The following is a 26,579-nucleotide window of genomic DNA, read 5'->3' on the forward strand; positions in this document are numbered from 1 at the left end:
CCTCCGCCTGGGACGTTAGACTGACCACGCCCCCGACGCCAATGACGGCTCTAGCCGCGGGGCGACGTAACCGTGAAGGGCGCGGATCGGCGCGCGCGCTCGAGGTAGAGGAGGGCGGCAGGGGAAGGGCGGGGTTCAGCGGCTCGGGACATGGGGTGTTCTCCTATGCCCGTACCTTGCCCGCTCGATACGTCAGAATCGGACGCATGGGCGCCCGCTTGAGCGCTCTTTGGAAATGAGTCCCCAAGCCCGCCCGTGACGGCCAACCCGCCCGATGCTGGCGATTGGGGTGTGCTAGAGCCGACGTGATCCCTGGTTCATGGCGTCGCTGAACGCCGCCGCCAGAATGCCTGCGGGCAGAGCCACCAGTCCGATGCTGGCGATCGCAGCGACTGAGCCGAGGGCGCGCCCGAGAGGCGTCACCGGATAGACGTCGCCATATCCGATGGTCGTGAGCGTGGTCACCGCCCACCAGGCCGCCCGCGGGATGCTGCCGAACGCCTCGGGTTGAACCGCGCCTTCCACGAAATACAGGGCCGTCGCCGTAAGTAGGACGGCAACGAGCGCGAGGCCGAAACTGATCGTCAGAGCCTCACGTCGGTCAATGAGGGCGCGGCTGATCTCCGCCCATGCGCGGGAAAATCGGCCAAGCTTTGCAACCCGGACAAGACGCAGAAGTCGAACGAGCCGCAGCAGGAAACCACCCGAACTCGCTGACCAGAACAGGACGGAGAGAACGGCCGCCAAATCCGCCAGCCCGGCCGGCGAGAGCACAAACGCGAGCCGACCTCGCCAGGGCTCCGTGGGACGGTCTTCCGCAGAGACCCAAAGCCGGGCCGCATATTCAACGGCGAAGACCACCCCCAACACCACTTCGAGGGCCCAGAAGATCTGCGCCCAGCGGTGCAGGCTGGGCTCGGTTTCCAGGACGGCCAGCAGCACCGCGAGCAAGATGGCGGCGCCCAGACCAAGGTTAAGCGCCGAGATGCCTTTCGCTCGAGCGCCGGGCGCCAGCGCTCGCCACACCGCCCTTCGAAAGCCGGCGCGTTCAGCCATGGTCGAGGGAGGCCAAGGCCGTTTCCAGGCGTGATCGAGCCGCCGCCGACAAGCGTCGAATACCCAACCTCCGGGCGATCTCCACAGCGCTGTCAAGTCCAGGGAGTTGGCGTGCGAGCGCCGCCAATTCGGCGTTGGGAACCTCGTCGATGAAGCGGACATTGGCCTCCCCATCCGGGAGGCGGACTCGCGACCAGGTCTCTACGGACGCCCAATCCCGCCAGACGAACAGCAGTCCATCCGGATCAGGCAGAACGAGGTAGAGCGCCTTGGCGACCTGCTCCACCCGTTCGCGGATCAGCCGCCCAGACTGCTTGAACCCGTGAGCACGCGCGATGCGGTTGACGAGCACATCCAACCGCAGGGGCGCCTCGGCATCGACCACCGTGCGAACAAGACGCTGGAGGGTGGCCGTGTAGCTGGCTTCGTAAAATGCGCCGGAGTTCAGATCGGTTTCAGTCGAGAGGTCTGCTTGCCGGTAGAGGTCGAGCCGCGCCTCGGCGCTCTGCGCCGGCGCCCGGGCGAATGCGGCAGAGGGTGCTGGCTCCGCGAGTCCGAGAGGCAGGTCTTCCAGAACCGTCGGGGCCTCTTCCAGAACATGTTCGGATTCCGGGCCGGCCGGCGTGTCGACGCTCTTTTCGCGATCCGCGGCGAGCAGGGCGTTCAGTTCGGCGTCCAGCTGCGCGAGCGCCTGCGCCCGGTTATGCCACCAGGCGGTGGACCAAACCCGCACCAGATCCCATCCCAATCCGGTGAGAATGCCCGCCCGGACCTTGTCGCGATCACGCGCTGTGGCCGCGCTGTGATAGGCCGCGCCGTCGCACTCCACCCCCGCTAGGTAGGCGCCTGACTTGTCAGGATGCACGACGCCCAGATCGATGCGGAATCGTGAGACGCCGATCTGGGGAACGACCGTCCACCCCTTGTCGCGGAGTCCCCGGGCGACCGCCTGCTCGAAGGGCGACTCGAAACCCCCGACCGACCCCTGGATGGCTTCAACAAGGGCTCTCGGGCCGCGTTCCGCGAACTCCAGCAAATGTTTGAGGTCACGCACCGCTTCCGCGGAGGTGCGGTTCAGATCGACCATTTCCGGCCCGAACGAAGAGAAGATGACCATCTCCTCCCGAGCGCGTGTGATCGCCACATTCAGCCTCCGCCATCCGCCGGAGCGGTTCAGAGGCCCGAAATTCATGCTCATCGTCGGGGCGCCGGCCGTCTCCGGACCGTAGCCGATTCCGAGAAGGATCAGATCCCGCTCATCGCCTTGCACGGTCTCCAGGTTCTTCACCACGACCGGCTCCAGGCAGTGATCGCCGAAGAAGCGCTCCAGCGCCGGGTGTTTGGCCCGCTCCTTATCGAGCAAGTCTTCGACGAGCCGTTGTTGCTCGGAGTTGAGGGTGACGATCGCGATCGACCGGCCTCGCCCGCCGAAGGTCGGATCGCGCAATCGCTTGACGGTTTCCTCGACTATCGCCTGCGCCTCGATGGCGTTCGTCCGTGACCTGCCCTTTGCATAGGCGCCGTTCACGCGCCGGAGGCTCACGGTGGTGTCGCGGGTGACCGCGGACGGGAAGGTAACCAGTCGGCTCTCGTAATAGCGGTGGTTGGAGAAGGCGATCAGGCTCTCGTGCCGCGACCGGTAGTGCCATTCGAGCGTGTGACGGGTCAGGCCGGCCGAGAGGCATTCGTCCAGAATGCTCTCCAGATCCTCTTCCATGCTGTCATCGACTTCGTCGTCCGCAGGGGCGCCCGCGCCGCGTTGGAAGAAGTTGGTCGGCGGCATCTGCCGCGGGTCGCCCGCGATCACCACCTGACGCCCTCGGGCCAAACTGCCCACCGCATCCCAGGTCGTGATCTGGCTCGCTTCGTCGAAGATGACGAGGTCGAACAAGGCCGCGTCAGCGGGCAGATATTGGGCGACGGACAAGGGGCTCATGAGCATGCAAGGCGCGAGCGCCGTTACGTCGGAACCCATCTCGGTCAGAAGCGAGCGGATCGGCTTTCGAGGCTTCTGGAGGCTCAACTGGTGGCGCAGAACGCCGTAGCCGGATGACTTGGACACGGAGTTCTTGTCGGGGATCAGGCCGGAAATCTTCGCCCGAATGTATCGGACGGTCAGCTCGGCGACCTTGTCATCGAGCGCCCGGAAGTCCGTGACGCGATCGGCCTCCTGGCGCGGCACAAAGAAACGCAGCCGGTCGTCCGCGTCAATGCGGACGCTCGCCCACCATTTCGCGTAGGCTGTTTCGAACTGGGAGAGCGTCTCGCCGGCCTTGAGCCGCCGACCCTCAAGCGCCTCCACCAAGGCATCGAGCTCCAGCGATAGAGCTTCCCGCCTCGCCTTCCGCCACAGGCTCCAGTCCCGCAACTTCGGTTGGTCGGCCAGGATCGCGGCGCTTATGGTCGCGACCCGGCCGAAGAGGTCGGGATCGTTGAGAGGCGTCTCGCAAAGGGCGGCGGTGCAGAAGCGCTCCAGCGCAGCCTCAAAGGCCGCGTGCGCCGTCCGCCATTGGGCCGTGGCCTGGCGGATGGGCATGGCTTCGGCGAGCAGTTCATTCCCATCCACGACGGCGGCGCGGACTGCGGTGCGCACCGTACCCAGGGTTTCAGGTGTCGTGGTCAACCTGACCGTGGCCTCCCTCAGGCTGCGTGCCACAGCCAGGGTTTGTGTCAGCCGGGCTTCGTCTGTCGCGAGGCCGGCCCAGGCCGAGGCGCGCCCGGCCTGGGCCTTCAGTTCATCGAGACGCTCCAGTTCGCCCTGCAGGGTCTCGACCAACGGCAGGTCATGGCGGGCGTTTGGCTTTGTCGCCAATCCAGCTGCGGCCTTCAGCGCGCCGTTCACGCCGGCCTGGCCGAACAGTTTCAGCGGCCACAGGCTGGCGTCGGCCTTGTCCAGTCTCGTCTTCAGAGCCGCGGTCGGGATTCGGCGGCAGGCCTCCGCCGGGTAGGTCTGCGATAGGTTTCGCTCGGCCTCTTGATAGGCCTGAAGGTGGCGGAGGCTTCGCTCCAGAGCGTCGATGACGGCGGGCGTGTCCGGAACAAAGGCGAAAGACAGGTCCAGACCGTGCGACTCATCGATCGCGTCCGAGAGTTCCGTCAGGGCCTGGAGCCGAGCACGGTCCGCCGGACCGCGCGGCAAGCTCAGCCGCTCTTCAAGCTCGTCGCGCCGAACTCGCGCCGCCTCACCCGCCCGCGCCAGGGCGGTTACGGCGGCGACCATCTCGCTCTGCCAGGCTCCGGTGAAGTCATCGGCCGCGATCGGCCCGAACGCGTTGGGGTCGAGTTCGTCCACCGCGTCAAACAGACGGTCCATTTGACGGCACGTCTCTCGCATCCGCTCCAGGACCGCCTTGTCGTGCCGGGCGCTCGCCGGCCATCCGAGCTCCGGCGTCCGCGCATCTGCATCTCTGACGGTGCGCCCGATCGCTTCGAACAGGCTGAGACCGTTTTCCGCCTTGGCATGTAGCAGGCCAACCAGACCGTTCAGCTCGTCCCGCAGCGCCGAGAGCTTGCCGGTCTCCTGGCTCCACTCCTCGGCCGCGATGACGTCCCGGGTGTCCCAAGCGCGGCCAAGCTGCTGAATGACCTGGAATTTGTTCGCCTTGTTCGAGTGAAGCTCGAGGCAGAACGGCGCCAGTCCGCGAACCTCCAGACGGCGATAGACCACTTCAAGCGCGGCCATCTTCTCGGCGACGAACAGGACCTTACGGCCCAGGGCTAGGTTGTGCGCGATCATGTTCGCGATGGTCTGCGACTTGCCGGTTCCCGGCGGGCCATCCAGCACAAAATCGCAGCCCCTGCCGGATGCGACGACCGCCGCGAGCTGGGAGGAGTCCGCGGGCAAGGGAGCGAACAGTTCCGATGCATCCAGCTCGACGTCCAACCGGGACGCTTCGGGGAAACAGTCCTCCCCAACGAAGGGCTCGCGCGGGGTGTCGATCAGGTGACGAACGACGGCGTTGGACTTCAGCTGATCCACACGATCGGTGAGGTCCTTCCACATCAGATATTTGGCGAAGGAGAAGACGCCGAGCGCCAGGTCTTCGACGACTTCAAAACCCGGCACGTCTCGGACAGCGCGGCGCACCGTTGTCCAAACGGCTCGGACGTCGATCCCCTTGTCGTCAATGGGAAGGTCCCCCTCGAGCTCGGGTATCATCAGCTCGAAATCCTGCCGAAGGAGCTCCAGCAAGGTGAGATTGAAGCGAGGCTCATCTTCATGAGCCGTAAGGACGACACCCGAGCGAGCGCTCTTCCGTTCAAGAGCCACCGGCAGGAGAATGAGGGGAGCCCTGTAGGTGCGCGGATCCGCTTCTGATCGCTTCCAGTTCAAGAAACCCATCGCCAGGAACAGCGTGTTCGCCCCGCCCTCCTGCAGATCGAGCCGGGCTTTTCGGTACAGCTCGACCAACTGAGCATCGAGGGCGTCACCGTCCAAGCCTGAAAGGACTTCGCCCGCGTCGAGCGCCTGCCGGGCGTGGCTCTCCAGCAGCGCCTCGCCGGTCCTCGCCTGATGCAAGTCTGCATCCCGTCCGCCGGCGCCGAACCCCTCCAGCGCGGGCACGGGTTTGATGCGTATCTTCGCGCCGTCGGCCAACAGATCTTCCAGCCGCGCCACGTCGGGGCAGATCAATTTGAGGGCGGTTGAGCTCGGCTTGGTGTGGAGCAGGCGATTGCGAACGGTGAGGTCCAGAAGCTTGCGTCGCCATTGATCTACCCGCCCTTGCGGCGTGACCGCCGGGTCGGCCGCCTCGGCGATGTCGAAGTCCGGCAGCGGCGGAGCTTCCTCGAGGCTTTCCGCCGCAGGCGGCAAGTCCTCGCCGGCCCAGGGCTCCACCGTCTTGATCTGCAGGGCAAGCGGCCTCAGACGCTGCAAGCGGGCGCGGCGGATATCGAGCGCCAGGACAAAATTCTCTTCTTCGGACGGGCCGATTTGCCGCTTCGCCGCCTCGACGGCCTGACTGAAAGAGGCCGCGGGCTTGTTGGTCGCCAGGGTGGTCTCGAACACGACGAGCTCACCGAGGTCGATGCGTTTTCTGACCGCGACGGCGTCGTCAGTGGTCAGACTTCCGAACTCTTGCGGAACGAGCCAGCAACCGACGAACGCATGACCCTTCGTGAGCACGAGAATGGCGTTCAGACCCATTTGCTCCAGTCCGGCGGCGAACAGCAGCGCCGTGTCGAGACAGGTCGCCATTCGGCTTTCGAGGATCACACCGGGCGTGCGCACCTTTTGCCCGTTCGTTTCAAAGCTTGCGGGCGGCAAGGCATAGGTCAGGCGGAGCGATGACACCGCCGACCAGAGGGCGGAAACCATTTCCCATACCCGCCGACTCGACTTGCTTTCATAGCCGTTCAGGGCGTCCGGTTTGCCCGCTCGCAGGAGAACGTCCGCGGCCTGCTTGAGCAGCGTGTCGACGGCCGGGTCGTTCGGCGTGACGAAGGCGGCCAGGAGTTCGGGCATATAGGCCGCACCGCCCCACTCATTCCTCGAAAGCACCTCCACGGGGAAGCGAGCCTCGCCCAGCGTGTGTCCGTCCTTCGTCACCTTGATGATGACATGGCCTGAGAGACTCTCCGCCGTTTCGAACAAAAGGCCGGCGTTCAGGTCGATCTTTCGGTCGAGGACGTGTGATCGTGTTCCCGGTTCCAGGCGGTCCAGGCGCCACGTCTTGGGCGAGAGGAACGCGGGCTCCGACGTCAATTCGATGACGAGATCCTCGAGGGTCAGCGCGCCTGTCTGCTCAAGCTCCAGATCCAGCAACACGGGGGCGCTGTTTTGGTGTGAAGCAAACGTCACCTTCTCCGCGACACTCGCAATGACGCGAACCGTACTGTCCATGGGCCCCTCCTGGAACGGAGCAGCTAGGCTCCATGCAATGGTCTGCGTCAACCGGGAGGTGTGGCGTGCGACCGCCGTCGCCGCTGATCAAGAAGATCGCCATGTACAAACTTTGGGGCACCGGGCGGTGTTTCCTGCTGGTCGCAGAGCGCGCCTGCAGAACGAAGTCGGAGCATCAACGGTCGCTTTCGGCCGTGCCAACATCGAGCTCTTCCGCACCGCTGTGGAGAGGCTGGGCTGCTCGTCTTAGAGCGTGTTGAAGGGCGTTATGAGTTTCAAGGCACGCTGCATTTCCGCCCTAGAGTGCCACAATGACAGTGCACAGAGCGGACCTAACCAACTTCCGCAAAGAGTCAGAGCAGGGCATTGAGCTCGCACCCTGCTGCGGCTGCAATGTGCGCCAACTGTAAGGATCAGGGGAGCTATCGTACGGCCTCACGTGCATCTACGCATTTATGACGGTCGCAGGTCCACTTGAAGGCCCCTGGACGGCGGACGGCGGCACTTGCGGGTCCGATCAGCCATCAAAGTTTGTTGGGCGTTGGGAGTATAGCCAATCGCTATGTAGGCATCAGAAATTGTACCAAACCGGCGGGTGAAAGTTGAAGGGCTTGGCACGCCGGTCGTAGCGTTAATTAGGTCGGTGTTGAGACGCCCATGTTGCTTCAAAACTTTGCGAAGCATGTCCAGCAGCTCAACAGTCTCATAGCGCGATACCGGGATCGCCTTGGGCGCTCGCTCGATGCGATCAGCGTACGCCTTCTGCAGTGGGCTCTGGACGTACCCGGCGGCTTCATACGCCCCCTTCAAACCACCGAAAGCCCGCTTTATCGCGACGTGACCGAATCTACAGTGGTCCCGAACGACGCGGTCGCTCAGCTTACCCCTCTCCGCTGCTACTCGCCGAAGGTCGGCGATAATTTCCTCCTTCGAAGGCCGATACTTGACGCTCTCGATCTTGGCTTGCACCTGCTCGAAAACATCATGACCGACTATCGCAGGGCAAGCGTCGGGTGTAACGACCCAGAAGCGCTGATCCACCGGCTCCCGAATGCCGCCGAGACGATGCCTGGACTTCCCTTGGGTGAGCCTCCCGCAGTACTTACCGTTGGTCAGAACCTGCCGCACGCGGGCAAGTGTCCAGCGGACGCCAAGTTCGGCCAGGATACCCTCCCGGTTCAGGGCTTCCATGACCGACGTATATGTTGCGCTGGGCGCGAGGAAGTCGTTGAAGATGCGGCGCACGATTTCGACCTCCGTTGAAGGCCCGAATACGAGTCGAGTGTGGCAGTGCTCAGCACTGGCACGTTCCCGGTGATCGCAGATCCGAAGCACAAGTCCTTCCGGATTTACGATAGCCCGACGATAGCCATAGCCGGGCAGGCCGCCGGTCCAATAGCTCCGGTTCCGTAGAACCATCTTCGCCCTCGTCAGACGGGCGCTAGACTCCCTGCTGAACTCGGCTGCCATCGTGCGTTTGACGTGCTTGATCAACCCAGACATGGCCGACCCGTCATTGCGGAACGACTCGGCGCAGTATTCCACAGGCACGCCAGCCTCTTGGCACATGAACTCGTAGTGAGCTGCTTGGTCCGGGTTCTGGAAGCGGCCCCATCTGCTGACATCGTAGACGAGGACGGCCTGAAAGGCCGATTGACCGCCGATTACGGTTCGAAGCAGGTCTTTGAGGGCTTGGCGCTTTTCGATGCCCACCCCGCTGATACCCTCATCAGCGTAGGTCTCAACGATCTGGTAGCCGTGGGCTGCAGCCCAAGTTGCGATAGTCTTCGCCTGGTATTCGAGCGACACATCCTGTCGGTCCGTCGACATCCGCAGATACTGTGCTGCGGGACGGCGGTGGTCGGTTTCTCGCTGATTCATACATCAAAGTGAGCATCGGTCCGTTAACCGACGGTCTGCAATTTATAGTTAGTGGCACGAGAAGCAGATTCATCGCAGCGATCCGCCGTTGAAATGGATAGGTGCCCGCGCTACGACGCCCGCCACACGCCTGTGCGGGTGTGGTGGAATTGGTAGACGCGCTGGATTCAAAATCCAGTTCCGAGAGGAGTGCCGGTTCGACCCCGGCCACCCGCACCAACCCTCAAGATCTTCAACTTGCAGGGTTCATCACACGGCCACTTCCGCTGCCTTCGACCTCGAAGGCCGAGAGGCCGAGACAAGATTCAACGTTTGGCCGAGCTCCAAGAGCGCCGCGCTGACGTGAGTTTCGACGGTTTGAGGGTCGAGTGCGAGATGGCTGGCAATCGCCGGGTAGCTCAGTCCGGCTACCCGGTGAAGCAGAAACACGTCTCTCGTCGTCGCAGGCAATCCCATGACTGCATAGGCGCAGACTGACGTTGTGTCGTGAGGATCGAAGCTGCCAAACCGCCAGAGCAGTTGATGCCGCCAACGCCACCATTGGGTTCGATCCAGAAACCATAGTTCACGACGACGGGGATCATCCGACGTTCCCCTTGCCGGTCCCCCTAGCTGCGCGGGCGAGTCGCCCTCAAACTCGATCGCGCTTCTACGAAGGGCGGCAGCTAGATGGCTGTCGGTAGCGCGGCGCCTGCTGGGTACGCGGGGCCTCACGTTCTGACGGCATCTCGCGAAAGGAAGCGAGCCGCCTCATCCACGATTTCAGATTCGAGGCCCCCTTCATCATTCAGCAGTCGAGCTACGATCGCCAGCTTATGTGCGACATCCTCGACCGTTCGCGCCGGGAGGGTTCCGATAGCCGCGATGCAGCGAGTCTTGCGCTGATCGAGGGCCTCGAACTGCCCATCGATCCAACCCAGCCGAGATGTGACGGGGTCATCAGATGGTAGTCGTTGGAGTTTGCCAAACTTCCGAAGCACCGCGGCTTCGGCGATCGATCGTTGAGTTGTCAGATGGTTGACCTCTGCATCGAGCGCCCACCATTCCGAGCACCTTGCGGTAAGTGCCCCTTCGCCGCAGACACGCCAACGCGGCCAGGCTGGCGTGACAGCGGCAGCGCTGAGAACGCCACGGCGAGAAAGTGGCGGTAGTCGAGGACCCGGCTCTTTCAATGTGAGCTCCATCGTGAGCGGAACAACGTGTTCAGCTTTGGCCCGATGGATGCCGGCATCCAAGATATATCTGGAGTATATTTGATAGGGCGCTGAGATGTTGAATTTTACAACGCGCTTGTGAAAACCCGCCAGTGTTGGGTGCGATGGTGGATCAGCCTCTCGGTGCCGAAGCAGCTACGAGACGTACAATCCAGCGAACTCGGTATCTGCGTAGTAGTGGATCTTGTGGGCCCACAACGGTGCGCGCCCTGGCCGAAGCAGGATCATCGAATGATCCGGAAAACGCATAACCTCGTCCGGCGTGAGGAGGTCCCTCTTCGCGTAGTTCAGCGTACTGGAAACTGAGGAACTCGACTGAGTGCTCCCGCCCTGCACGCTCCAGGAGTTCCCTGAGCTAGTTGTCTCGCCGGAGGTGTAGAATGCCTCTGTGCCGACACCCAACGTTCGCGACACCCAGCTAGCTGTCTCGATATCTGCGACGTTGAAAACTTGGATCACTCCAGCGTTGGAAATGAACGTTCCCGAGCCTGCGCCGTAGTTCGCCCTGAGTTGATTGAGGTCTTGGAGGAAGGCCCAAAACTGCACCCCGTAGCCAGCCATGAGCCCATAGGCGCGTTCGACTTGGTCAAGTCTCCCCAGCGCGGCGAACTCGTCCAGCAGGAACAGGACGCGTCCTCTCGCCTCGTTGTAAGCGCTTCCCGAACGCGCCAAGTCGCTTAAGGCCTGGGTCACCAGTAGTCGTAGCCAGCGCGAGTATGATGCCAGCCGTTCCGGCGGCAGCACGAGGAAAACGCTAGAGACGTTTTTCTGCAATTCGGCGAATTCAAAATCAGACTGCGCAAGCGCCGCGACCATGCGCGGGCTGTCTAGGAAGTGGGTGTGGCGTTGCGCCGAGGACAGAACCCCGGTCCCTTCTCGGTCGCTTTTCCCCAAGTGCCGGTTCGCAGCCCGGGCCACGAGTCCGCCGGCCGCCATATTGCCTTGCATGCTTCTCAACAGAGCTTCAAAGCGGTCGGGCGCAGCCGTCAGGAGATCCCGCACCGCGCCCAAGGTTCGGCCAGTCGGTGGAGCCACGGTTACCACGTGCAGGATGACGCCTGCGATTAGCGCCTTGGCCTCTTCATTCCAGTGCGCTTCACCCGCTTGACCAGGCGGGTCATAGACCAACGCGTCGGCAATCAACGCGGCATCCTCGGCGATATCGAGGCTGTCGGGATCGAGGCAAGCCAAGGGGTTGAATGCGGAGGTTGGTTCGCCGGACACACCGAACGGATCCAATACATGCACGGGGCCGAAGCGCCTTCTGACGCTTGCTGTGATCCGTGCATTCTCGCCTTTCGGATCGATGCATACGACCGATCGAGAAAGTGTCAGCAGGTTGGGGATGATCGCGCCCACTCCCTTTCCAGAACGGGTCGGCGCCAAGGTTAGGAGATGAGCGGGTCCATCGTATCTCATCAACCAACGCTCTGGTGCGCGACCAATAATCAGGCCCTCCGCATTATCCAAATCCCGGCGAGCCTGCCGACTCTCCCCGAACGCGGCGCTCCCGTGAATGGTTGGGGGCGGACCGGAGTCCCCACCCCCCAACCAGGCAAAGTACCCGAACGCACCTCCTCCCACCGTCGCGACGACCAAGGCTATGTGACCCCAAAGCGCGGGAACTGCTTCCGAGCGGAAGCCCAGAGCCCACATGCAGAGCGCAACCACGAAGTTGCCGATCAGCGCCCAGACGATGATCGGCCTGATCGCGGCTAGCCTCCACATCAGTCTGAGACCTTGTTCGCCGTAAAGCTCTGAGTGCCGCGCCGCCGCCAGAGAGCGATGTGAGCCTCGCGATTCTCGCCGGTCATTTGATCGGCCAAGCTAAGGAAGGCCCCCAGCAGAACGGCACGGTCATCCTTCATCAATTCGACCAAATTGGCTTTCTGAACCAAGCCGCCAAGTTCGATGAGATGGCGAGTACGCTCGCGACGTTTCACGACCCAAGTCCTCGTATCCTGCCGAGCCCGAATAGCCTCAGCCCGGCGCATCGCTCCCGACGCTCGACGCAACATGGAGGCGGCCACTCGAAGGCGCTTTCTGAGTGCGGCCCTGGCGAAAAAAGAAGGCAGCCCCACGCTGACGCCAACTGTCCGTCGCGTCGTTGTCACCGCTCGTTTCGACGGCCGCTATAAGCGCACCCGCCAACACTTCGACTTCAAGACTGTCCGCTCCAGTCGCCGCGACCAGCTCCCCGAGTTGGCTGATCTTGCGCGCCTTGAGGCCTTTTGCCTTGTCGGCCAGCGCTCGAAGTTCGGCGTCGATATCCCGGGGTTTGCGCACGCTATTACTCCATCAAAGAGCGTCGCGGTCGAGCAGGAACATACCCTATGAGGGCGCTTTTCGCTACCGACTTCAACCTAGGCGAAGGAACTACCTCACGACCAAATAGTTTTGGGAGTGCGCGCTTATACGTCGTGCCGACGTGCTGCTGGGGATGAGGAACGCCGATGGCGATCTATCACTTCTCTGCGAAAGTGATCTCTCGGGCCAACGGTTCGAGCGCCGTGGCGGCTGCCGCCTATCGATCCGCGTCTCGCCTTCATGACGAACGCCTGGATCGATCGCATGACTTCAGCAACAAGGCGGGCGTCATTCATTCCGAGATTCTCGCACCAAAGCAAACTCCTGAGCGCTGGCAAGATCGAACCACGCTTTGGAATGAAGTCGAGGCTGGCGAGAAGCGAAAGGACGCGCAGCTCGCGAGGGAGGTGGAGTTTTCCATTCCACGTGAGATGAGCCGCAAAGACGGGATCGAACTGGCCAGATCCTTCGTGCAGAAGGAGTTCGTCGACCGGGGTATGGTGGCCGACCTCAACGTTCACTGGGATACCGCCAAGGACGGTTCGCCCAAACCCCACGCTCACGTGATGCTCACGATGCGCGAGGCGCGAGACCGAGGGTTCGGGGCAAAGGTCCGAGACTGGAACGGCGTGGAGCTTCTTACGCATTGGCGCGAAGCCTGGGCGGAGCACGCGAACGAACACCTTGCTCGACTGGATATCGACGCCCGGATCGATCACCGCTCGTTCGTGGAGCGAGGCATAGAACTGGAGCCCCAAGACAAGATCGGGCCAGCAGGTGCGCGGAGAGAGGACCGAGGCGAGGCGGCCGAACGCGCGGCAGATCACCGCGGGATCGCTCGCCGGAATGGCGAGCTCATCGCCGGCAACCCCCACATCGCGTTGGATGCCATCACCCATCAGCAATCGACTTTTACCCGCCATGACCTGGCTCGGTTTGCTCACCGACATTCAGACGGAAAGGAGCAGTTCGACAAGGTGATGAGCGCGATCTCGCTGTCGGCGGATTTGGTCGCCCTCGGCAAAGACGGACACGGGCGTGACCGGTTCACCAGCCGAGACATGTTGGCTGTCGAGCAGAAGCTGGAGCGGTCCGCCTCTCGAATGAGCGAGACCTTTAGCCACGAGCTCTCTGGTCAGCGCGTCGAGCAGGCGATCGAACAAGCGAAGGCGCGCGGTCTGAACATTTCAGGCGAACAGCGGGACGCGTTGGAAAGTGTTACTCGTGGCGGGGATCTTGCCTTGGTCGTGGGCTACGCCGGTAGCGGTAAGAGCGCCATGCTCGGTGCCGCCAAGCAAGCGTGGGAAGCCGAAGGCCTCCACGTTAGGGGTGCCGCCCTGTCTGGCATCGCCGCCGAAAATCTAGAGGGTGGTTCAGGCATTAATTCCCGGACGTTGGCGAGCCTGGAGCATGCTTGGGTTCAGGGCCGAGAACACCTTACCTCCAATGATGTCTTGGTGATCGATGAAGCTGGTCTCGTCGGCTCGCGACAGATGCAGAGGATCGTAAGCCAAGCGGAGTCCGCCGGAGCCAAAGTCGTCATGGTTGGTGATCCGGAGCAGCTTCAGGCGATCGAAGCGGGTTCTGCGTTTCGGGCGCTCTCTGCGCGCCACGGCGCGGTCGAGATCACGGAGGTTCGCCGTCAGCACGCGGAGTGGCAGCGCCAGGCGACACGAGAGTTGGCGACCGGCCGCACCGAACAAGCAATCGATCGTTACAGCGCTGCCGGCTTCGTTCGTGATCATGCAACTCACGCTGATGCTCGGGTCGCTGTCGTGTCGGAATGGTCTCGGATCCGCGACAGGCATCCAGAAGCCAGCCAGATCATGCTGGCTTACACTCGACGTGATGTCGCGGAGTTGAACACCCTTGCGAGGGAAAGTCTGCGCAGGGCAGGGGCGCTCGGTAAGGACCGGCAGATCGTGACCACCCGAGGCGTAAAGCAGTTCGCCACGGGCGACCGCATCATGTTCCTGCGGAACGATCGATCGATTGGAGTGAAGAACGGTTCTTTGGGCGAGGTCGAAGCGGCTGGCCCGAACAGTATGACCGTTCGACTGGACCGTGGAGCGAAAGTCTCCTTCGATCCGAAGTTCTATCCGGACGTTGACCACGGATACGCAGCCACGATCCACAAATCCCAAGGCGTCACAGTCGATAGCGCTCACGTCCTGGCGACCTCTCATATGGACAGGCAAGCCGCCAACGTGGCGATGACACGTCACCGGAGCGGTGTGTTCTTACACTACGGCCGCGACGCCTTCTCGACTCGCGCGCTGCTCACAGCATCCCTCGGACGAGACGGGGCAAAGGACGTCACGTTGGATTACCTGACGGACTTTGCTGAACGACACGGGGGCGTTGTCGATCGATCATTTGACGACAGGCAAGGCCGCTTCCTTAGCCGGGAGCCCAATGGCCTCAGTCCTAAACGGTCGCCCAAAACGGGCGAGCGAGCGCGCGACCTCGGCGATGATGGAGAACGAAGCCGCTGAAAGCATGGCTTCCTCGCGCCTGCGGAAATCTGGCCCGTCGATCGTTTCCCGATGACGACTGAGTGCGGAAATCTGCCCTGCACAACAGCCACGAAGACCAAGCGTAAGGTCACAGCACCTCAAGCTTTCGCAAGACCGTTACGGCTTCGGGGATGTACGTCTGGCACAGGCCAGCCCGCATTCAACCCAACTCGCTTCCTTCGCCTGCGGCTCCGTGCAGCTCCGTTCCCTGACGGGCGCTTCGCGGGGTTTGATCGCGGGCTTCACGGCCCGCGCCGGCCTCTCCCCATGAAGCCGCGGAATGGTCCGCGGCATCCAGAAGGAGATCGCCATGACCACCCAATCTCTTCCTCTCGGCCGCAAGCCGACCCACCGCCTCTTCCGTGTCGTCGGCGACGGCGAAAACTCGATCTGGACCCCCATCGGCGCAGCTTGGCCGAACAAGGATGGCCAAGGCTTTAGCATCAACTGCGAAGCCATGCCGCTTTCGGGTCGCATCGTGATGCGCGCCATCACCGAACGGTCGGTGGCGGGATGACCGCCGAGCGCAGCATCGAGGTTCACGCCCTGCATTGGCGGGGCGTGGACTTCGAGATCACCTTTGAGCGCGACTGGCTCAGCATCGTGCGGGAGCACGATCTGGCGGCGTCGCATCTTACCGTCACCACCCTCCAGCCGAAGCGCGCGCCTCTGCCGATCACTGAAACCGGCTACCGCTCGCAGTTCCTCCACGCCATCGATGTTGATGCGGCAGGCGGCCCTGTTGCCTATGTGGAGGCTTGGCTCCGCGCCATGGGGCAGTCCCTCGAATGGCTGGCCTACGAACAAAACAGGCGACAACTGTCGTTGTTCTAGCTTGACCTTCTCAGACTTCCGCTGATCGAAGCAGGGCTAGGCCTGCTCCGGAAATAGGCCGGGCATCCAGCGCCCGGCCAGGGCGGCGGGAAAGCCGAGGCGAAGCGGGGCGCGGCTGCTTTCGGCCAGCAGGACGCCGGACTTGGTCAGGGGCTCCAACAGACGCCGGCTGTGCCGGTCGGTCATGCCGCCCAGGATGCCCGACACCTCGCCGCGCGGGAGTTCACCGCGATAGAGGATGGCGCTGACGATGGCACCCACCTTGGGATTAAGGTTGCCCAATTTGGCTTCCTCCTCGATCCAGATCTCGATCCGTTTGCGAAGACGCTCGGGTTCGATGAGCCCTTCCATGAAGTCGACCTGGTCGATGCAAGTCTTCAGGAAGAACACGGTGAAGGATGCGAGGGCTGCGTGGCTGAGCGCGCCGCGCCCGTCGAGGTCGCCCCGGCGCGGCTGATCACAGCTGGCTAGGTGGGCCTTGTAGGCCTCGACGTTTCGCGCGAGCCCCCGGGAGACCGACCACACGGCGCCGGAGTCGACGGACTCAAGCAACAGGGCGTGCGACATGAGCCGCCCGACGCGCCCGTTGCCGTCCATGAAGGGGTGAATCCACGCGAGCCGATGGTGAGCGGCGGCTGTGGCCACCGTCGTCTCGTTCGCGCCGAGGCGGGCATAGACGGCCTGGAACCGATCCATGAAGCGCGGCACCGCGCCCGGGCTTATGGCTCGGTGCCGGCCGACCTGAACGTCCAGTTCCCGATATTCACCCGGAACCACCGGCACGCGACGTCCGTCGGGATATTCCGCCCAGCGCAACTCTTCCGGCATGGCGGTATAGAAGCGGTCGTGGGTCTCCCGGATGCCTTCGATGGCGGCGGCACGGCCCCGCAGACCGCCTTCGTCGATCCAGCGCTGGACCTCGATGTGGGCCTTGGCTTCAAGCTGGAGGTCACGCTTTTCGGCGTCGGCGCTGTAGTCGTCGTTGAGCGCACGTTCGATATCGACCGGGTGGGTGTTATGGCCCTCGATCAGGTTGCTGTAATAGCAGTTCATCGCCCTGACGAGGGTCGCTAGGGACACGAAGATCGGGGCGGGAAGGCTGCGCTTGAAACCCGCTGACCGTTTTGCGAGTTCAAAAGCGAGTTCCGTCGCCTCCTCGCGCCCCTTGAACCCTTCCCCAAGTTGGGTAGGTTCCATGACGCTCACGGTCTCGCCATCGTCGCGAATCGCCTTTTTGTCCGGCTGAATGTCCGTTTCCATGTCCGGTTTCCTTAAGGCTAGAAATCCAGTCGTATCACCGATTTTCTGGATTATGAAGCCTAGGCAGGAGCCGCTTCGATGTCCGGATAAATGTCCGCTTGATGTCCGGTTTGCCGACCATATGGAGGTTGACCATCTCCCTAGCGCATTGGTTAGCACATAATTCTTTATGGTCCGATAAAAGCCTTCTGTTACTGATACTTAGTATAACCTGGATCTGACTCAAAATCCGGTTCCGAGAGGAGTGTCGGTTCGAGCCCGACCGCCCGCACCACACGTCCCCGGCCTTCAGCCCGACGGCGGCAGATAGTCCGCCGGAATGGGCGCCGCCGCAGTCTCGGCCTGCCAATAGACGCTGATCACCCACCAGCGCGCGCCGTCGTTGAACAGCTGGATGCTGTTTATGCCCCGCGCGAAAGGCTGCGGGTCTGACAGGCGGTGCAGGCTTTCATAGGTGGACCAGACGTGGACGATGCGCCCGAACCGTTCCGTCCGGCGGGCGATCTCGCGTTCGTGGAAACCCTCGGCCAGCAACAGGGGCTCGCTGCGGGTGATGTATTCGTCGGGCGTGATCGAACGCACGACGCCCTGACCTTCGCGATTCACGCCCGAGGGCGCCAGGCGCGCCGTCGGATGGAACAGCGAGCGGAAGCGATTCCAGTCGCGGGCCGCCCCGGCGTCGCCGGAGATGACGTCATAGAGGGCTGCGACAATGGCCTCGGGCGTTGCGACGTCGGCGGGGACGGCGGCCGAAGCGGGAACCGGCGCGGCCGGCGCCTGCGCCGCGGCCGGGGCTGCGCAACCGAGGGCCAGGGCGGTCGCGAGTATCGAAAGACGCATCGGATATCCTCTCTCTGATGCGGAAATATGCCGGGGCGACAGGCCGCGCGCCAGTACGGGCCTATCGAAGATCGACCACTTCCCCGTCTTCCTTGACGAAGCGGTCGGGACGGCGGTCCAGCAGCTCGAAGACCTTTTCGGACGGCCGGCACATCGCGGCGCCCAGAGGCGTGCGGACAATGGGGCGGTTGACCAGGATCGGATGCGCCAGCATCGCGGCCAGGATCGCGTCGTCACGGGTCGAGGCGTCGAGCAGACCCGGATCGATCCCGGCCGCCTCCTTCTCGCGTAACGCCTCGCGGGGGGTCAGGCCGGCCTCGGCGAACAGGGCGCGCAACTGGTCGGCGGTCCAGCCCGCCTGTAGATACTCGACCACTTCGGGCCGGTAGCCCGCGGCCTCGACCATGGCCAGGACATTGCGCGAGGTGCCGCAGGCGGGGTTGTGGAAGACAGTGACGGGGAAGGCGCGGGACATGTCAGCGTTCCTTTTCGGCGTTGCGGCGCACTGCGGGCCCAGCCTCGTACCAGCCCTTCGAGCGGTTGACGATCCAGACCACCGACAGCATCACCGGCACCTCGATCAGCACCCCGACCACAGTCGCCAGGGCGGCGCCTGAGTTGAGGCCGAACAGGCTGATCGCCGCGGCAACAGCCAGTTCAAAGAAATTGGAGGCCCCGATCAGGGCCGACGGCCCGGCCACGCAATGCGCCTCGCCCGTCGCCCGGTTGAGCCCATAGGCGAGGGCCGAGTTGAAATAGACCTGGATCAGGATCGGGACGGCGAGGATGCCGATCACCAGCGGCTGGGCGAGGATCTGCTCGCCCTGGAAGCCGAACAGCAGGACGAGAGTCACCAGCAGGGCCGAGATCGAGACCGGGCCGAGCCGGCTCAGGAGCCGCTCAAGTCCCGCCTCGCCCCGCCGCGCCAGCACCATCCGCCGCACGGCCTGGGCCACAAGGACGGGCAGGATGATGTAGAGGCCGACCGAAATCAGCAGCGTCGCCCACGGCACGGTGATCGCCGCCAGCCCCAGCAGCAGGCCGACGATCGGAGCGAAGGCGACGATCATGACGGCGTCGTTGAGCGCCACCTGGCTGAGGGTGAAATTGGGCTCGCCATTGGTCAGGCGGCTCCAGACGAAGACCATGGCGGTGCAGGGAGCCGCCGCCAGGATGATCAGGCCGGCGACATAGCTGTCGATCTGGTCGGCCGGCAGCCATGGCCTGAACAGGACGGCGACGAACAGCCACGCCAGCAGGGCCATCGAGAACGGCTTGACCGCCCAGTTGACGAACAGGGTCACGCCGATGCCGCGCCAGTGGCGCCCGACCTGACCCAGGGCGGCGAAATCGACGCGCAGCAGCATGGGGGTGATCATCAGCCAGATCAGGCCTGCGACCGGCAGATTGACGCGCGCGGCCTCGATCCGGGCGATCACGGCGAAGACGTCCGGCGCCAGCCAGCCCAGGCCAATTCCGATGACGATGCACAGAAAGACCCAAAGGCTCAGCCAGCGTTCGAAGACCGACATGATCAGGCCTTCGCGGACGCGCAGGCCGCGCGCCGGGCCGCCGCGGCGACCGGGGCGCAGACCTCCGCCGCGCCGCCGCAGCAGTCCTCGGCCAGCCAGGCCATCAGTTCGCCCATCCGGTCGAACCGCGCCGAATAGATGACCGACCGGCCGTCGCGCCTCGACTGCACCAGATCCGCGTGGCCCAGGACCGCCAGATGGGTCGAAAGGGTGTTGGCCGGCATTCCGAGACGCCGGGCCACCTCGCCGGCGGCCAGTCCCTTCGGTCCCGCCTGCACCAGCAGCCGATAGGCGTCCAGCCGACCCTCATGGGCGAGGGCGGACAGACTCGTGACGGCCGTTGTCATTTCCATAATTCCCGAATATCAGAAATGAATGTCGGATCAAGCTCTGTTCGAATCCCGCTTCCTGCCCGCACCGGACCCTCTCCGGCTGGAGCCGTCCTCCCGCACGGATCATCCGCCGCGGATCCTGCTGCTCTACGGGTCCCTGCGCGAGCGGTCGTACAGCCGTTTCGCGACCGAGGAGGCCGCCCGAATTCTGGACAGCCTCGGCTGCGAAACCCGAATCTTCGACCCGCGCGGTCTGCCTCTGCCCGACTCGACCGACGCCGATCATCCGAAGGTGCAGGAGCTCCGCGCGCTGTCGCTGTGGTCCGAAGGCCAGGTCTGGTGCAGCCCCGAGCGCCACGGCGCGGTCACCGGCGTGATGAAGAGCCAGATCGACTGGTTGCCGCTGAACAGCGGCGGCGTCCGCCCGACCCAGGGCCGCACCCTGGCCGTCATGCAGGTGTCCGGCGGCTCGCAATCGTTCAACGCCGTCAATGGTCTGCGCCTGCTCGGGCGATGGATGCGGATGATCACCATCCCCAACCAGTCCTCGGTCGCCAAGGCCTGGCAGGAGTTCGACGAGGCCGGCCGCATGAAGCCCTCGGCCTGGTACGATCGCATCGTCGACGTCATGGAGGAGCTTGTGAAATTCACCCTTCTGACCCGCGACCGGTCGGACTATCTGGTCGACCGCTACAGCGAGCGGCGCGCCGCCGGCCATATTCGCGAGGGGGAGCGCATCGTCGCGGCCGCTCTGAAAACCGCCCGCTAAGGCGCTCACTTCGCGTTTCGTCCCCGCTATTTCGCCCGGCGTCGGTTGCGCAGAACGCGTGCGATCCGCATCTGCCCCCCGATGACCGCCCCGACCCTTGCGCCTGCCGCCGCCGTCAAGGGGCCCGGGTTTCCCGAATTCGTCGCCCTGATCGCCATGATGATGGCGCTGAACGCGCTGGCCATCGACTCCATGCTGCCCGCCCTGCCCGCCATCGGCGAGGCGCTGGGCGTGGCGTCCGACAACAGCCGCCAGTGGGTCGTCACCGCCTATCTGCTGGGTTTCGGCGTGACCCAGATCGTCTACGGATCGCTGGCCGACCGGTTCGGACGCAAGCCGATCCTGATGCTCGGCCTCGGCCTCTATGTCGTGTTCAGCGTGCTGGCCGCCTTCTCGCCGACGTTCGAACTGCTGATCGCCGCGCGCGTCGGCACGGGAGTCGGAGCCGCGGCCCTGCGCGTGCTGGCCGTCTCGATCGTGCGTGACCGCTATTCAGGGCGGACCATGGCGCGGGTGATGTCGCTGAGCTTCCTCGTCTTCCTCGGCGTGCCGATCCTGGCCCCGACGCTGGGACAGGCCATTCTGACCGTCGCGCCCTGGCCCTGGGTGTTCGGCGTCCTGGCGCTGGGCGGATCCGCCTTTGCGATCTGGGCCGCCATCCGGCTGCCCGAGACCCTGCATTCCGAGGACCGGATGCCGATCGAGGTCGGGCGTATCGCCTCGGCCTTCCGGCAGGCGCTGACCAACCGCCAGTCGATCGGCTACACCCTGGCCATCACCGCCATCTCGGGGGCCCTGTTCGGCTTCATCAACTCCAGCCAGCAGATCTTTTTCGACGTCTTCCATGAACCGCAGCTGTTCACGGTCGTCTTCGGCCTGGTCGCAGGCGGCATCGCCGTGGCCTCCCTGCTCAACGCGCGGCTGGTCGAGCGGCTGGGCTCGCGGCTGATCTCGCACACCGCCCTGCTGGGGTTCATCGCCATGTCGGCGATCCATGCCGCGGTGGCGCTGACCGGCCACGAGACGATCTGGACCTTCGCCGTCCTGCAGGCCCTGACCATGTTCTGCTTCGGCTTCATCGCCGGCAATTTCGGCGCCATGGCCATGGAGCCGATGGGCCATATCGCCGGCACGGCGTCTTCGGCGCAGGGATTCATCTCCACCACCTTCGGTGCATCGCTGGGCTTCCTGATCGGCCAGCAGTTCAACGGCTCGGCCGCGCCCATGACCGTGGGCTTCGTGGCGCTGGGGCTCACCGCCCTTGTCTTCGTCCTGATCGCCGAGCGCGGACGGCTGTTCAAGGCGCGAAATCCTGCCCCGTTTCTGGCTGCCTCTTGATCTTTTCGGTCCGCCGGGGCGTTGTCCCGGCAGGAAACGAACCCGTCCCGACCGTCCGAGCAGCGACGGCGGGCCTTCTGGTCAAGGACATCCGATGATCCGCACGCTTGGACTGGTCTCCGCCCTCGCCCTCGCGACGGCTCTGGGGGGATGCGCCTCCATGCCGGGCTTCGGCCCCTCGTCCCGCTCGGACATGCCGCCCCTGCCGGCCTCGGCCGCAGCGCCTTCGGAATATGCGCGGGACACGCACACATACGCCCGACCGGAGATCGCCCACGTCCGCCACGTCGCCCTCGACCTGACCGCCGACTTCCGGGCCCGCACCCTGTCCGGCACGGCGTCGCTCGACATCCAGGGCGTCCCCGGCGCGACCGAGGTGGTGCTGGACGTCAGGAATCTGGACATCCGCAACGTCACCGACGCCGCCGGAGGGCCGCTGCAGTACGAGACCGGGGCCAACGACGCCATCAAGGGCCAGCCCCTGACCGTCCGCTTCCCCGCCCTGGAGGCGGGCGAGATACGCCGCGTCGTCGTCGCCTATTCGACCCGCCCGGACGCCGCCGCCCTGCAATGGCTGACCCCGTCCCAGACGGCGGGCGGCCAGAAACCCTATCTGTTCAGCCAGGGTCAGGCGATCCTGACCCGCACCTGGGTTCCGACCCAGGACAGCCCGGGCATCCGCCAGACCTATGACGCCCGCATCGTCGCCCCCGCCGACCTGCGCGTGGTGATGAGCGCCCAGCAGCTGACGCCCGAGGGCGAGGCCGCCGGTCCCGGCATGAAGGCCTGGCGCTTCCGCATGACCAATCCGGTCCCGCCCTATCTGATCGCCATCGGCGTGGGCGACCTGGCCTTCGCCGCCATCGACGAGCGCACCGGCGTCTTCACCGAGCCTTCGCGGCTGGCCGCCGCCCGCGCGGAGCTGGCCCCCACCGCCGACATGGTCGACGCGGCCGAGCGGCTGTACGGCCCCTATCGCTGGGGCCGGTACGACCTGCTGGTCCTGCCGCCTTCCTTCCCGTTCGGCGGGATGGAGAACCCGCGCCTGACCTTCGCCACCCCGACCATCATCGCCGGCGACCAGTCGCTGGTCTCGCTGGTGGCGCATGAGCTGGCCCACAGCTGGTCGGGCAACCTGGTCACCAACGCCACCTGGAACGACATGTGGCTGAACGAGGGGTTCACCGTCTATTTCGAGAACCGGATCATGGAGGCCCTGTACGGCAGGGACCGCGCCCTGATGCTGGCCTCGCTGGGCTGGGGCGACCTGCAGGACGAGATGGCCGGCCTGCCGCCGGCCGACACCCGCCTTCACCTCGACCTCGAGGGCCGCGATCCCGACGAGGGCCTGACCGACGTCGCCTATGAGAAGGGCGCCGCCTTCCTGTTCACCATCGAACGCATCGTCGGGCGCGAGCGGTTCGACACATGGCTGAAGGGCTATTTCGAGCGCAACGCCTTCCGCCCCATGACCACCGAACTGTTCCTGCAAGACATCCGCACCCATCTGGTCGCCGGCGACGCCGGACTGGAGCGCCAGCTGATGATGGACGCCTGGATCTATCAGCCCGGCATGCCGTCGAACTGGCGGCCGCCGGTGTCCAACGCCTTCGTTCCGGTCGACGCCGCGGCCCGCGCCTTCTTCGCCGACAGGGGTCCGGCCTCGGCCATTCCGTGGGCGGGCTGGTCGACGCAGGAACGGCAGCGCTTCCTGGCCTGGCGTCCCCAGGGCGCGCGCGACGGCGCGGACTGGCTGACCGCCGCCCAGCTGGCCGATCTGGAATCGACCCTGAACCTGCGCGACGAAGGCAACGCCGAGGTGCTGTATTCCTGGCTGCAGATCGCGGTCCAGCACCGCTATCAGGCTGCTGTCCCGACGCTGGAGAAGTTCCTGACCACCATGGGCCGGCGCAAATTCGTTCTGCCGCTGTTCACCAGCCTGTGGGCCGAGGGCGACTGGGGCCGTCCCATCGCCACCCGGATCTACGCCCAGGCCCGGCCGGGCTATCACCCGGTGACCACCAATTCGGTCGACGCTGTGGTCGGACGCCCCTGACGCCGGCGCGCGCTCGCCCCTTCGGGGCGGCGTCAACGCGCATGTGACCGGCCCCGCCTTGGCTTCACGGTCGCCCGACACTAGGTTCCGCCCGAAAGCGGCGATCAACGCCGCACGCTCTCAAGGAGACGCCCCATGCATGACGCGCCCCAATCCGACGCGGCCGCCCGGCTGGACAAGGAAAACCCGCTCGGCGTCGACGGCTTCGAGTTCGTCGAGTTCACCGGCCCCGATCCGGCCGCCATGGTCGCCCGCCTGGAGCTGATGGGCTTCACCCAGACCCATGTGAACCCGGCCAATGACGTGGTGCGGATGAAGCAGGGCGACATCACCCTGCTGGTCAACCGTTCGCCCAAGGGTCAGGCCGCCGAATTCGCCGGCGAGCACGGCCCCTCGGCCAACGGCATGGCCTTCCGCGTCCGCGACGCGAAGGCTGCTTTCGAGGGCGCGGTCTCGCGCGGCGCCAAACCGGCCGAAGGCCACGACGGCGGCGCCCTCGCCGGCGGCTATCCCTATGTGCTGCAGGGCATCGGCGGTTCGCTGCTCTACATCGTCGACGCCTATGGCGAGGCCGGCTCCCTCTACGACGGCTGGGACGAGATCGAGGGCTGGGAGGAGGCCGAGCGCAAGAACAGCGTCGGCCTGTTCAGCCTCGACCACCTGACCCACAATGTGCGCCGCGGCCAGATGCGCACCTGGTCGGGCTTCTATGGCGATGTCTTCGCCTTCGAGGAGCAGAAATATTTCAATATCAAGGGCAAGGCGACCGGCCTGCTGTCTCAGGCGATGATCGCCCCCGACCGCGCGATCCGCATCCCCCTGAACGAGAGCCAGGACGACAACTCCCAGATCGAGGAGTTCCTCAAGCGCTACAACGGCGAGGGCATCCAGCACATCGCCCTGGCCACCGACAACATCTTCGAGACCGTCGAGGAGATGAAGCGTCGCGGCATCCCCTTCCAGGACACCATCGAGACCTATTTCGACCTGATCGACAAACGCCTGCCGGGCCACGGCGAGGACGTCGCCCGCATGCGGCTGAACCGCATCCTGATCGACGGCTCGGACGAGGACGGCCTGCTGCTGCAGATCTTCACCCAGGACACCTTCGGTCCGATCTTCTTCGAGATCATACAGCGCAAGGGCAACCAGGCTTTCGGCGAGGGCAATTTCCAGGCCCTGTTCGACTCCATCGAGCTGGACCAGATCCGGCGCGGCGTCATCAAGGTGGATGCCTAGGCCGCCATCGTGGCTGCCCTGGCTCGGTCCGGTTCTCGCGGCCGGAGTCGGGGCGGCGGTCGGTGAATACGGGCTGGGCGGCGGATTCTGGACAGTGCTGATCGCCGCCCTCGTCTGCGGTTTCGCGCCGATCGTCGTCTACCGGGTGTGGGTCTGGCGGCGCCATCGCAAGGGCTAGTATCGGGAGTCTCTCCTGTCTCGCTTTTGTCTTCCCTTTCCCGCCTGAAACGTCCTCCAATTCCTGGACGTCCCGGTCAGTGAAAATCGCGAGATCCCGGCAGCACCCGCACGTTCCGCGGGTGCCGTCCGCGCGCCGGCTCCTGGGCTGAACCCGGGGCGGAGTCGGGCGTCAGATGACCCAGCATCGGGGTCCAGTCCTCCAGATGATCGACGACCAGATGGGTGACGCCCTCCGCTGTCTGGACCTTGCCCCGCGCCAGCACCATGCGCGCGCCCATCGCAACGGGTCTCAGGCGTTCGAACACGTCGGGCCACAGAACCAGGTTGGCCACGCCGATCTCGTCCTCGATGGTCATGAAGCAGACCCCCTTGGCGGTGCCCGGACGCTGGCGCACCAGCACCACGCCGGCGACCATGAGCCGGCGCCCGTTCGGCTGCTTCGCATAGCCGGCCGTCGTCAGGGCGCCGGCCTTGTCCAACCGGTCGCGCAGGAAGGCGATAGGATGTCCCTTCAGCGACAGCCGGATCGTCTGATAGTCGCTGACCACCTCTTCCGACGGCGCCAGCGTCGGCAGGGCGTCCGGCGGACGGCCATCCGTCTCGTTCAGCCCCATCGCCTCGAACAGCGGAGCCGAGGCCGCCGGCGGCGCGCCCCGCGCGGCCCAAAGCCCCTGTCGACGCGTCAGGTCCAGCGAGCCGAAGGCGTCCGCTTCGGCCAGCCGGTCCAGAGCCTGGGTCGGCAGCCGGGCCCTGACCCGCAGATCCTCGACGTCGGCGAACGGCCGCTCGCCCCGCACCTGCTCGATCCGCTCGGCCCACTCCTTGCGGAAGCCGTCGATGGCCCGCAGCCCAAGCCTCAGCGCGTGGTGCGCCTGGTCCGCGCGCGGCTCCAGCGACGCGTCCCAGCCGCTGGCGTTCACGTCCGGATGCCGCGCCTCCACTCCATGCTCACGGGCGTCGCGGACCAGTTGGGCCGGCGCATAGAAGCCCATCGGCTGGCTGTTCAGCAGGGCGGCGGTGAACACCTCCGGATAGTGGTGCTTCATCCAGGACGAGATGTAGACCAGAAGCGCGAACGAGCAGGCGTGGCTTTCCGGGAAGCCGTATTCCCCGAACCCCTTGATCTGATCGAAGCAGCTGCGGGCGAAGCCGGGATCGTAGCCGCGCGCGATCATCCGGCCGACGAACTTCTCCTCGTGCTCGTGGATCGTGCCCATGTGCCGGAAGGTGGCCATGGCCCGCCTCAGGCTGTTGGCCTCCGCAGGCGCATATTTCGCCGCCTCCATGGCGATCCGCATCGCCTGTTCCTGGAACAGGGGCACGCCCAGCGTCTTGTGCAGCACCCGTCTCAGCTCGTCCTTGTCGCCGTGGTCGGGGTGGGGA

22 protein-coding genes and 1 tRNA gene are annotated in these 26,579 nt (G+C 64.8%); 9 read left to right on the forward strand and 14 right to left on the reverse strand.

Annotation, left to right across the window (positions count from 1 at the left end; genetic code table 11):
* Nucleotides 1-294: 294 nt before the first annotated feature.
* The 3 genes from VN378_RS09460 to VN378_RS09470 all read right to left on the reverse strand — a co-directional run bounded on the left by VN378_RS09460 (nt 295) and on the right by VN378_RS09470 (nt 8,779).
* The gene (locus VN378_RS09460) at nt 295-1,056 is read right to left on the reverse strand and encodes a potassium channel family protein (protein WP_325743215.1); all 762 of its coding nucleotides are present in this window, start codon (nt 1,054-1,056) and stop codon (nt 295-297) included.
* Nucleotides 1,049-6,898 (reverse strand): DUF3320 domain-containing protein, encoded by a 5,850-nt coding sequence (locus VN378_RS09465; RefSeq protein ID WP_325743217.1) that lies wholly within the window; start codon nt 6,896-6,898, stop codon nt 1,049-1,051. Before VN378_RS09465 ends, VN378_RS09460 begins: the two co-directional genes overlap by 8 nt.
* A 453-nt stretch (nt 6,899-7,351) precedes the next feature.
* Nucleotides 7,352-8,779: a recombinase family protein gene (locus tag VN378_RS09470; protein WP_325743219.1), complete on the reverse strand. Its 1,428-nt coding sequence runs from the start codon at nt 8,777-8,779 to the stop codon at nt 7,352-7,354.
* 134 nt (nt 8,780-8,913) lie between these two features.
* On the opposite strand from VN378_RS09470, the gene VN378_RS09475 reads away from it, so the two are divergent.
* Nucleotides 8,914-8,998, forward strand: a tRNA-Leu gene (locus VN378_RS09475).
* Between the two features lie 30 nt (nt 8,999-9,028).
* Here the strand turns inward: VN378_RS09475 and VN378_RS16880 are convergent.
* From VN378_RS16880 to VN378_RS09495, 5 genes are all read right to left on the reverse strand, one after another.
* Nucleotides 9,029-9,235, reverse strand: coding sequence for a sigma factor-like helix-turn-helix DNA-binding protein (locus tag VN378_RS16880; protein WP_414642234.1), 207 nt, complete (start codon nt 9,233-9,235; stop codon nt 9,029-9,031).
* 254 nt (nt 9,236-9,489) lie between these two features.
* Entirely contained in the window at nt 9,490-10,014 is a 525-nt protein-coding gene (locus VN378_RS09480; RefSeq protein ID WP_325743221.1) for a hypothetical protein, read from the reverse strand.
* 114 nt (nt 10,015-10,128) lie between these two features.
* Nucleotides 10,129-11,721, reverse strand: a complete 1,593-nt coding sequence (locus VN378_RS09485; RefSeq protein ID WP_325743223.1) for a type IV secretory system conjugative DNA transfer family protein — start codon at nt 11,719-11,721, stop codon at nt 10,129-10,131.
* Nucleotides 11,721-11,936 (reverse strand): conjugal transfer protein TraD, encoded by a 216-nt coding sequence (locus VN378_RS09490; RefSeq protein WP_292026303.1) that lies wholly within the window; start codon nt 11,934-11,936, stop codon nt 11,721-11,723. The genes VN378_RS09485 and VN378_RS09490 overlap by 1 nt, the downstream gene beginning before the upstream one ends.
* Nucleotides 11,937-11,973: 37 nt before the next feature.
* The gene (locus VN378_RS09495; RefSeq protein ID WP_292026302.1) at nt 11,974-12,279 is read right to left on the reverse strand and encodes a conjugal transfer protein TraD; all 306 of its coding nucleotides are present in this window, start codon (nt 12,277-12,279) and stop codon (nt 11,974-11,976) included.
* Nucleotides 12,280-12,446: 167 nt separating this feature from the next.
* Between VN378_RS09495 and traA the strand changes: the two genes are divergently transcribed.
* From traA to VN378_RS09510, 3 genes are all read left to right on the forward strand, one after another.
* Entirely contained in the window at nt 12,447-14,795 is a 2,349-nt protein-coding gene (traA, locus tag VN378_RS09500) for a Ti-type conjugative transfer relaxase TraA (protein ID WP_325743228.1), read from the forward strand.
* Between the two features lie 301 nt (nt 14,796-15,096).
* The gene (locus tag VN378_RS09505; RefSeq protein ID WP_325743230.1) at nt 15,097-15,333 is read left to right on the forward strand and encodes a hypothetical protein; all 237 of its coding nucleotides are present in this window, start codon (nt 15,097-15,099) and stop codon (nt 15,331-15,333) included.
* Entirely contained in the window at nt 15,330-15,650 is a 321-nt protein-coding gene (locus tag VN378_RS09510) for a hypothetical protein (RefSeq protein WP_325743232.1), read from the forward strand. Before VN378_RS09505 ends, VN378_RS09510 begins: the two co-directional genes overlap by 4 nt.
* Before the next feature lie 36 nt (nt 15,651-15,686).
* On the opposite strand, the gene VN378_RS09515 is transcribed toward VN378_RS09510, so the two are convergent.
* The 5 genes from VN378_RS09515 to VN378_RS09535 form a co-directional block, all read right to left on the reverse strand.
* The gene (locus VN378_RS09515; protein WP_325743234.1) at nt 15,687-16,910 is read right to left on the reverse strand and encodes a Fic family protein; all 1,224 of its coding nucleotides are present in this window, start codon (nt 16,908-16,910) and stop codon (nt 15,687-15,689) included.
* A gap of 288 nt (nt 16,911-17,198) precedes the next feature.
* The gene (locus VN378_RS09520; protein WP_325743236.1) at nt 17,199-17,750 is read right to left on the reverse strand and encodes a hypothetical protein; all 552 of its coding nucleotides are present in this window, start codon (nt 17,748-17,750) and stop codon (nt 17,199-17,201) included.
* Nucleotides 17,751-17,811: 61 nt separating this feature from the next.
* Nucleotides 17,812-18,225: an arsenate reductase (glutaredoxin) gene (gene arsC, locus VN378_RS09525; RefSeq protein ID WP_325743238.1), complete on the reverse strand. Its 414-nt coding sequence runs from the start codon at nt 18,223-18,225 to the stop codon at nt 17,812-17,814.
* Between the two features lies 1 nt (nt 18,226).
* Nucleotides 18,227-19,282, reverse strand: a complete 1,056-nt coding sequence (gene arsB / locus VN378_RS09530) for an ACR3 family arsenite efflux transporter (protein ID WP_325743240.1) — start codon at nt 19,280-19,282, stop codon at nt 18,227-18,229.
* Between the two features lie 2 nt (nt 19,283-19,284).
* The gene (locus VN378_RS09535) at nt 19,285-19,635 is read right to left on the reverse strand and encodes a metalloregulator ArsR/SmtB family transcription factor (RefSeq protein ID WP_325743242.1); all 351 of its coding nucleotides are present in this window, start codon (nt 19,633-19,635) and stop codon (nt 19,285-19,287) included.
* 22 nt (nt 19,636-19,657) lie between these two features.
* On the opposite strand from VN378_RS09535, the gene arsH reads away from it, so the two are divergent.
* The 5 genes from arsH (at nt 19,658) to VN378_RS09560 (ending at nt 25,194) form a co-directional block, all read left to right on the forward strand.
* A complete protein-coding gene (gene arsH / locus VN378_RS09540; protein WP_325743244.1) occupies nt 19,658-20,383 on the forward strand; it encodes an arsenical resistance protein ArsH in 726 nt (241 codons plus the stop codon).
* Between the two features lie 81 nt (nt 20,384-20,464).
* Complete coding sequence (locus tag VN378_RS09545) at nt 20,465-21,721, forward strand: multidrug effflux MFS transporter (protein WP_325743246.1); 1,257 nt, start codon at nt 20,465-20,467, stop codon at nt 21,719-21,721.
* Nucleotides 21,722-21,815: 94 nt separating this feature from the next.
* The gene (locus VN378_RS09550; protein ID WP_325743248.1) at nt 21,816-23,777 is read left to right on the forward strand and encodes a M1 family metallopeptidase; all 1,962 of its coding nucleotides are present in this window, start codon (nt 21,816-21,818) and stop codon (nt 23,775-23,777) included.
* Nucleotides 23,778-23,912: 135 nt separating this feature from the next.
* A complete protein-coding gene (gene hppD / locus VN378_RS09555) occupies nt 23,913-25,016 on the forward strand; it encodes a 4-hydroxyphenylpyruvate dioxygenase (RefSeq protein WP_325743250.1) in 1,104 nt (367 codons plus the stop codon).
* Entirely contained in the window at nt 25,009-25,194 is a 186-nt protein-coding gene (locus VN378_RS09560) for a hypothetical protein (RefSeq protein ID WP_325743252.1), read from the forward strand. Before hppD ends, VN378_RS09560 begins: the two co-directional genes overlap by 8 nt.
* Before the next feature lie 76 nt (nt 25,195-25,270).
* On the opposite strand, the gene VN378_RS09565 is transcribed toward VN378_RS09560, so the two are convergent.
* Nucleotides 25,271-26,579 (reverse strand): OB-fold nucleic acid binding domain-containing protein (locus VN378_RS09565; RefSeq protein ID WP_325743254.1); only part of this gene is annotated, 1,309 nt, incomplete at its 5' end.

Origin of the sequence: Brevundimonas sp. (assembly GCF_035561115.1) — a bacterium.
Taxonomy (GTDB): Bacteria; Pseudomonadota; Alphaproteobacteria; order Caulobacterales; family Caulobacteraceae; genus Brevundimonas.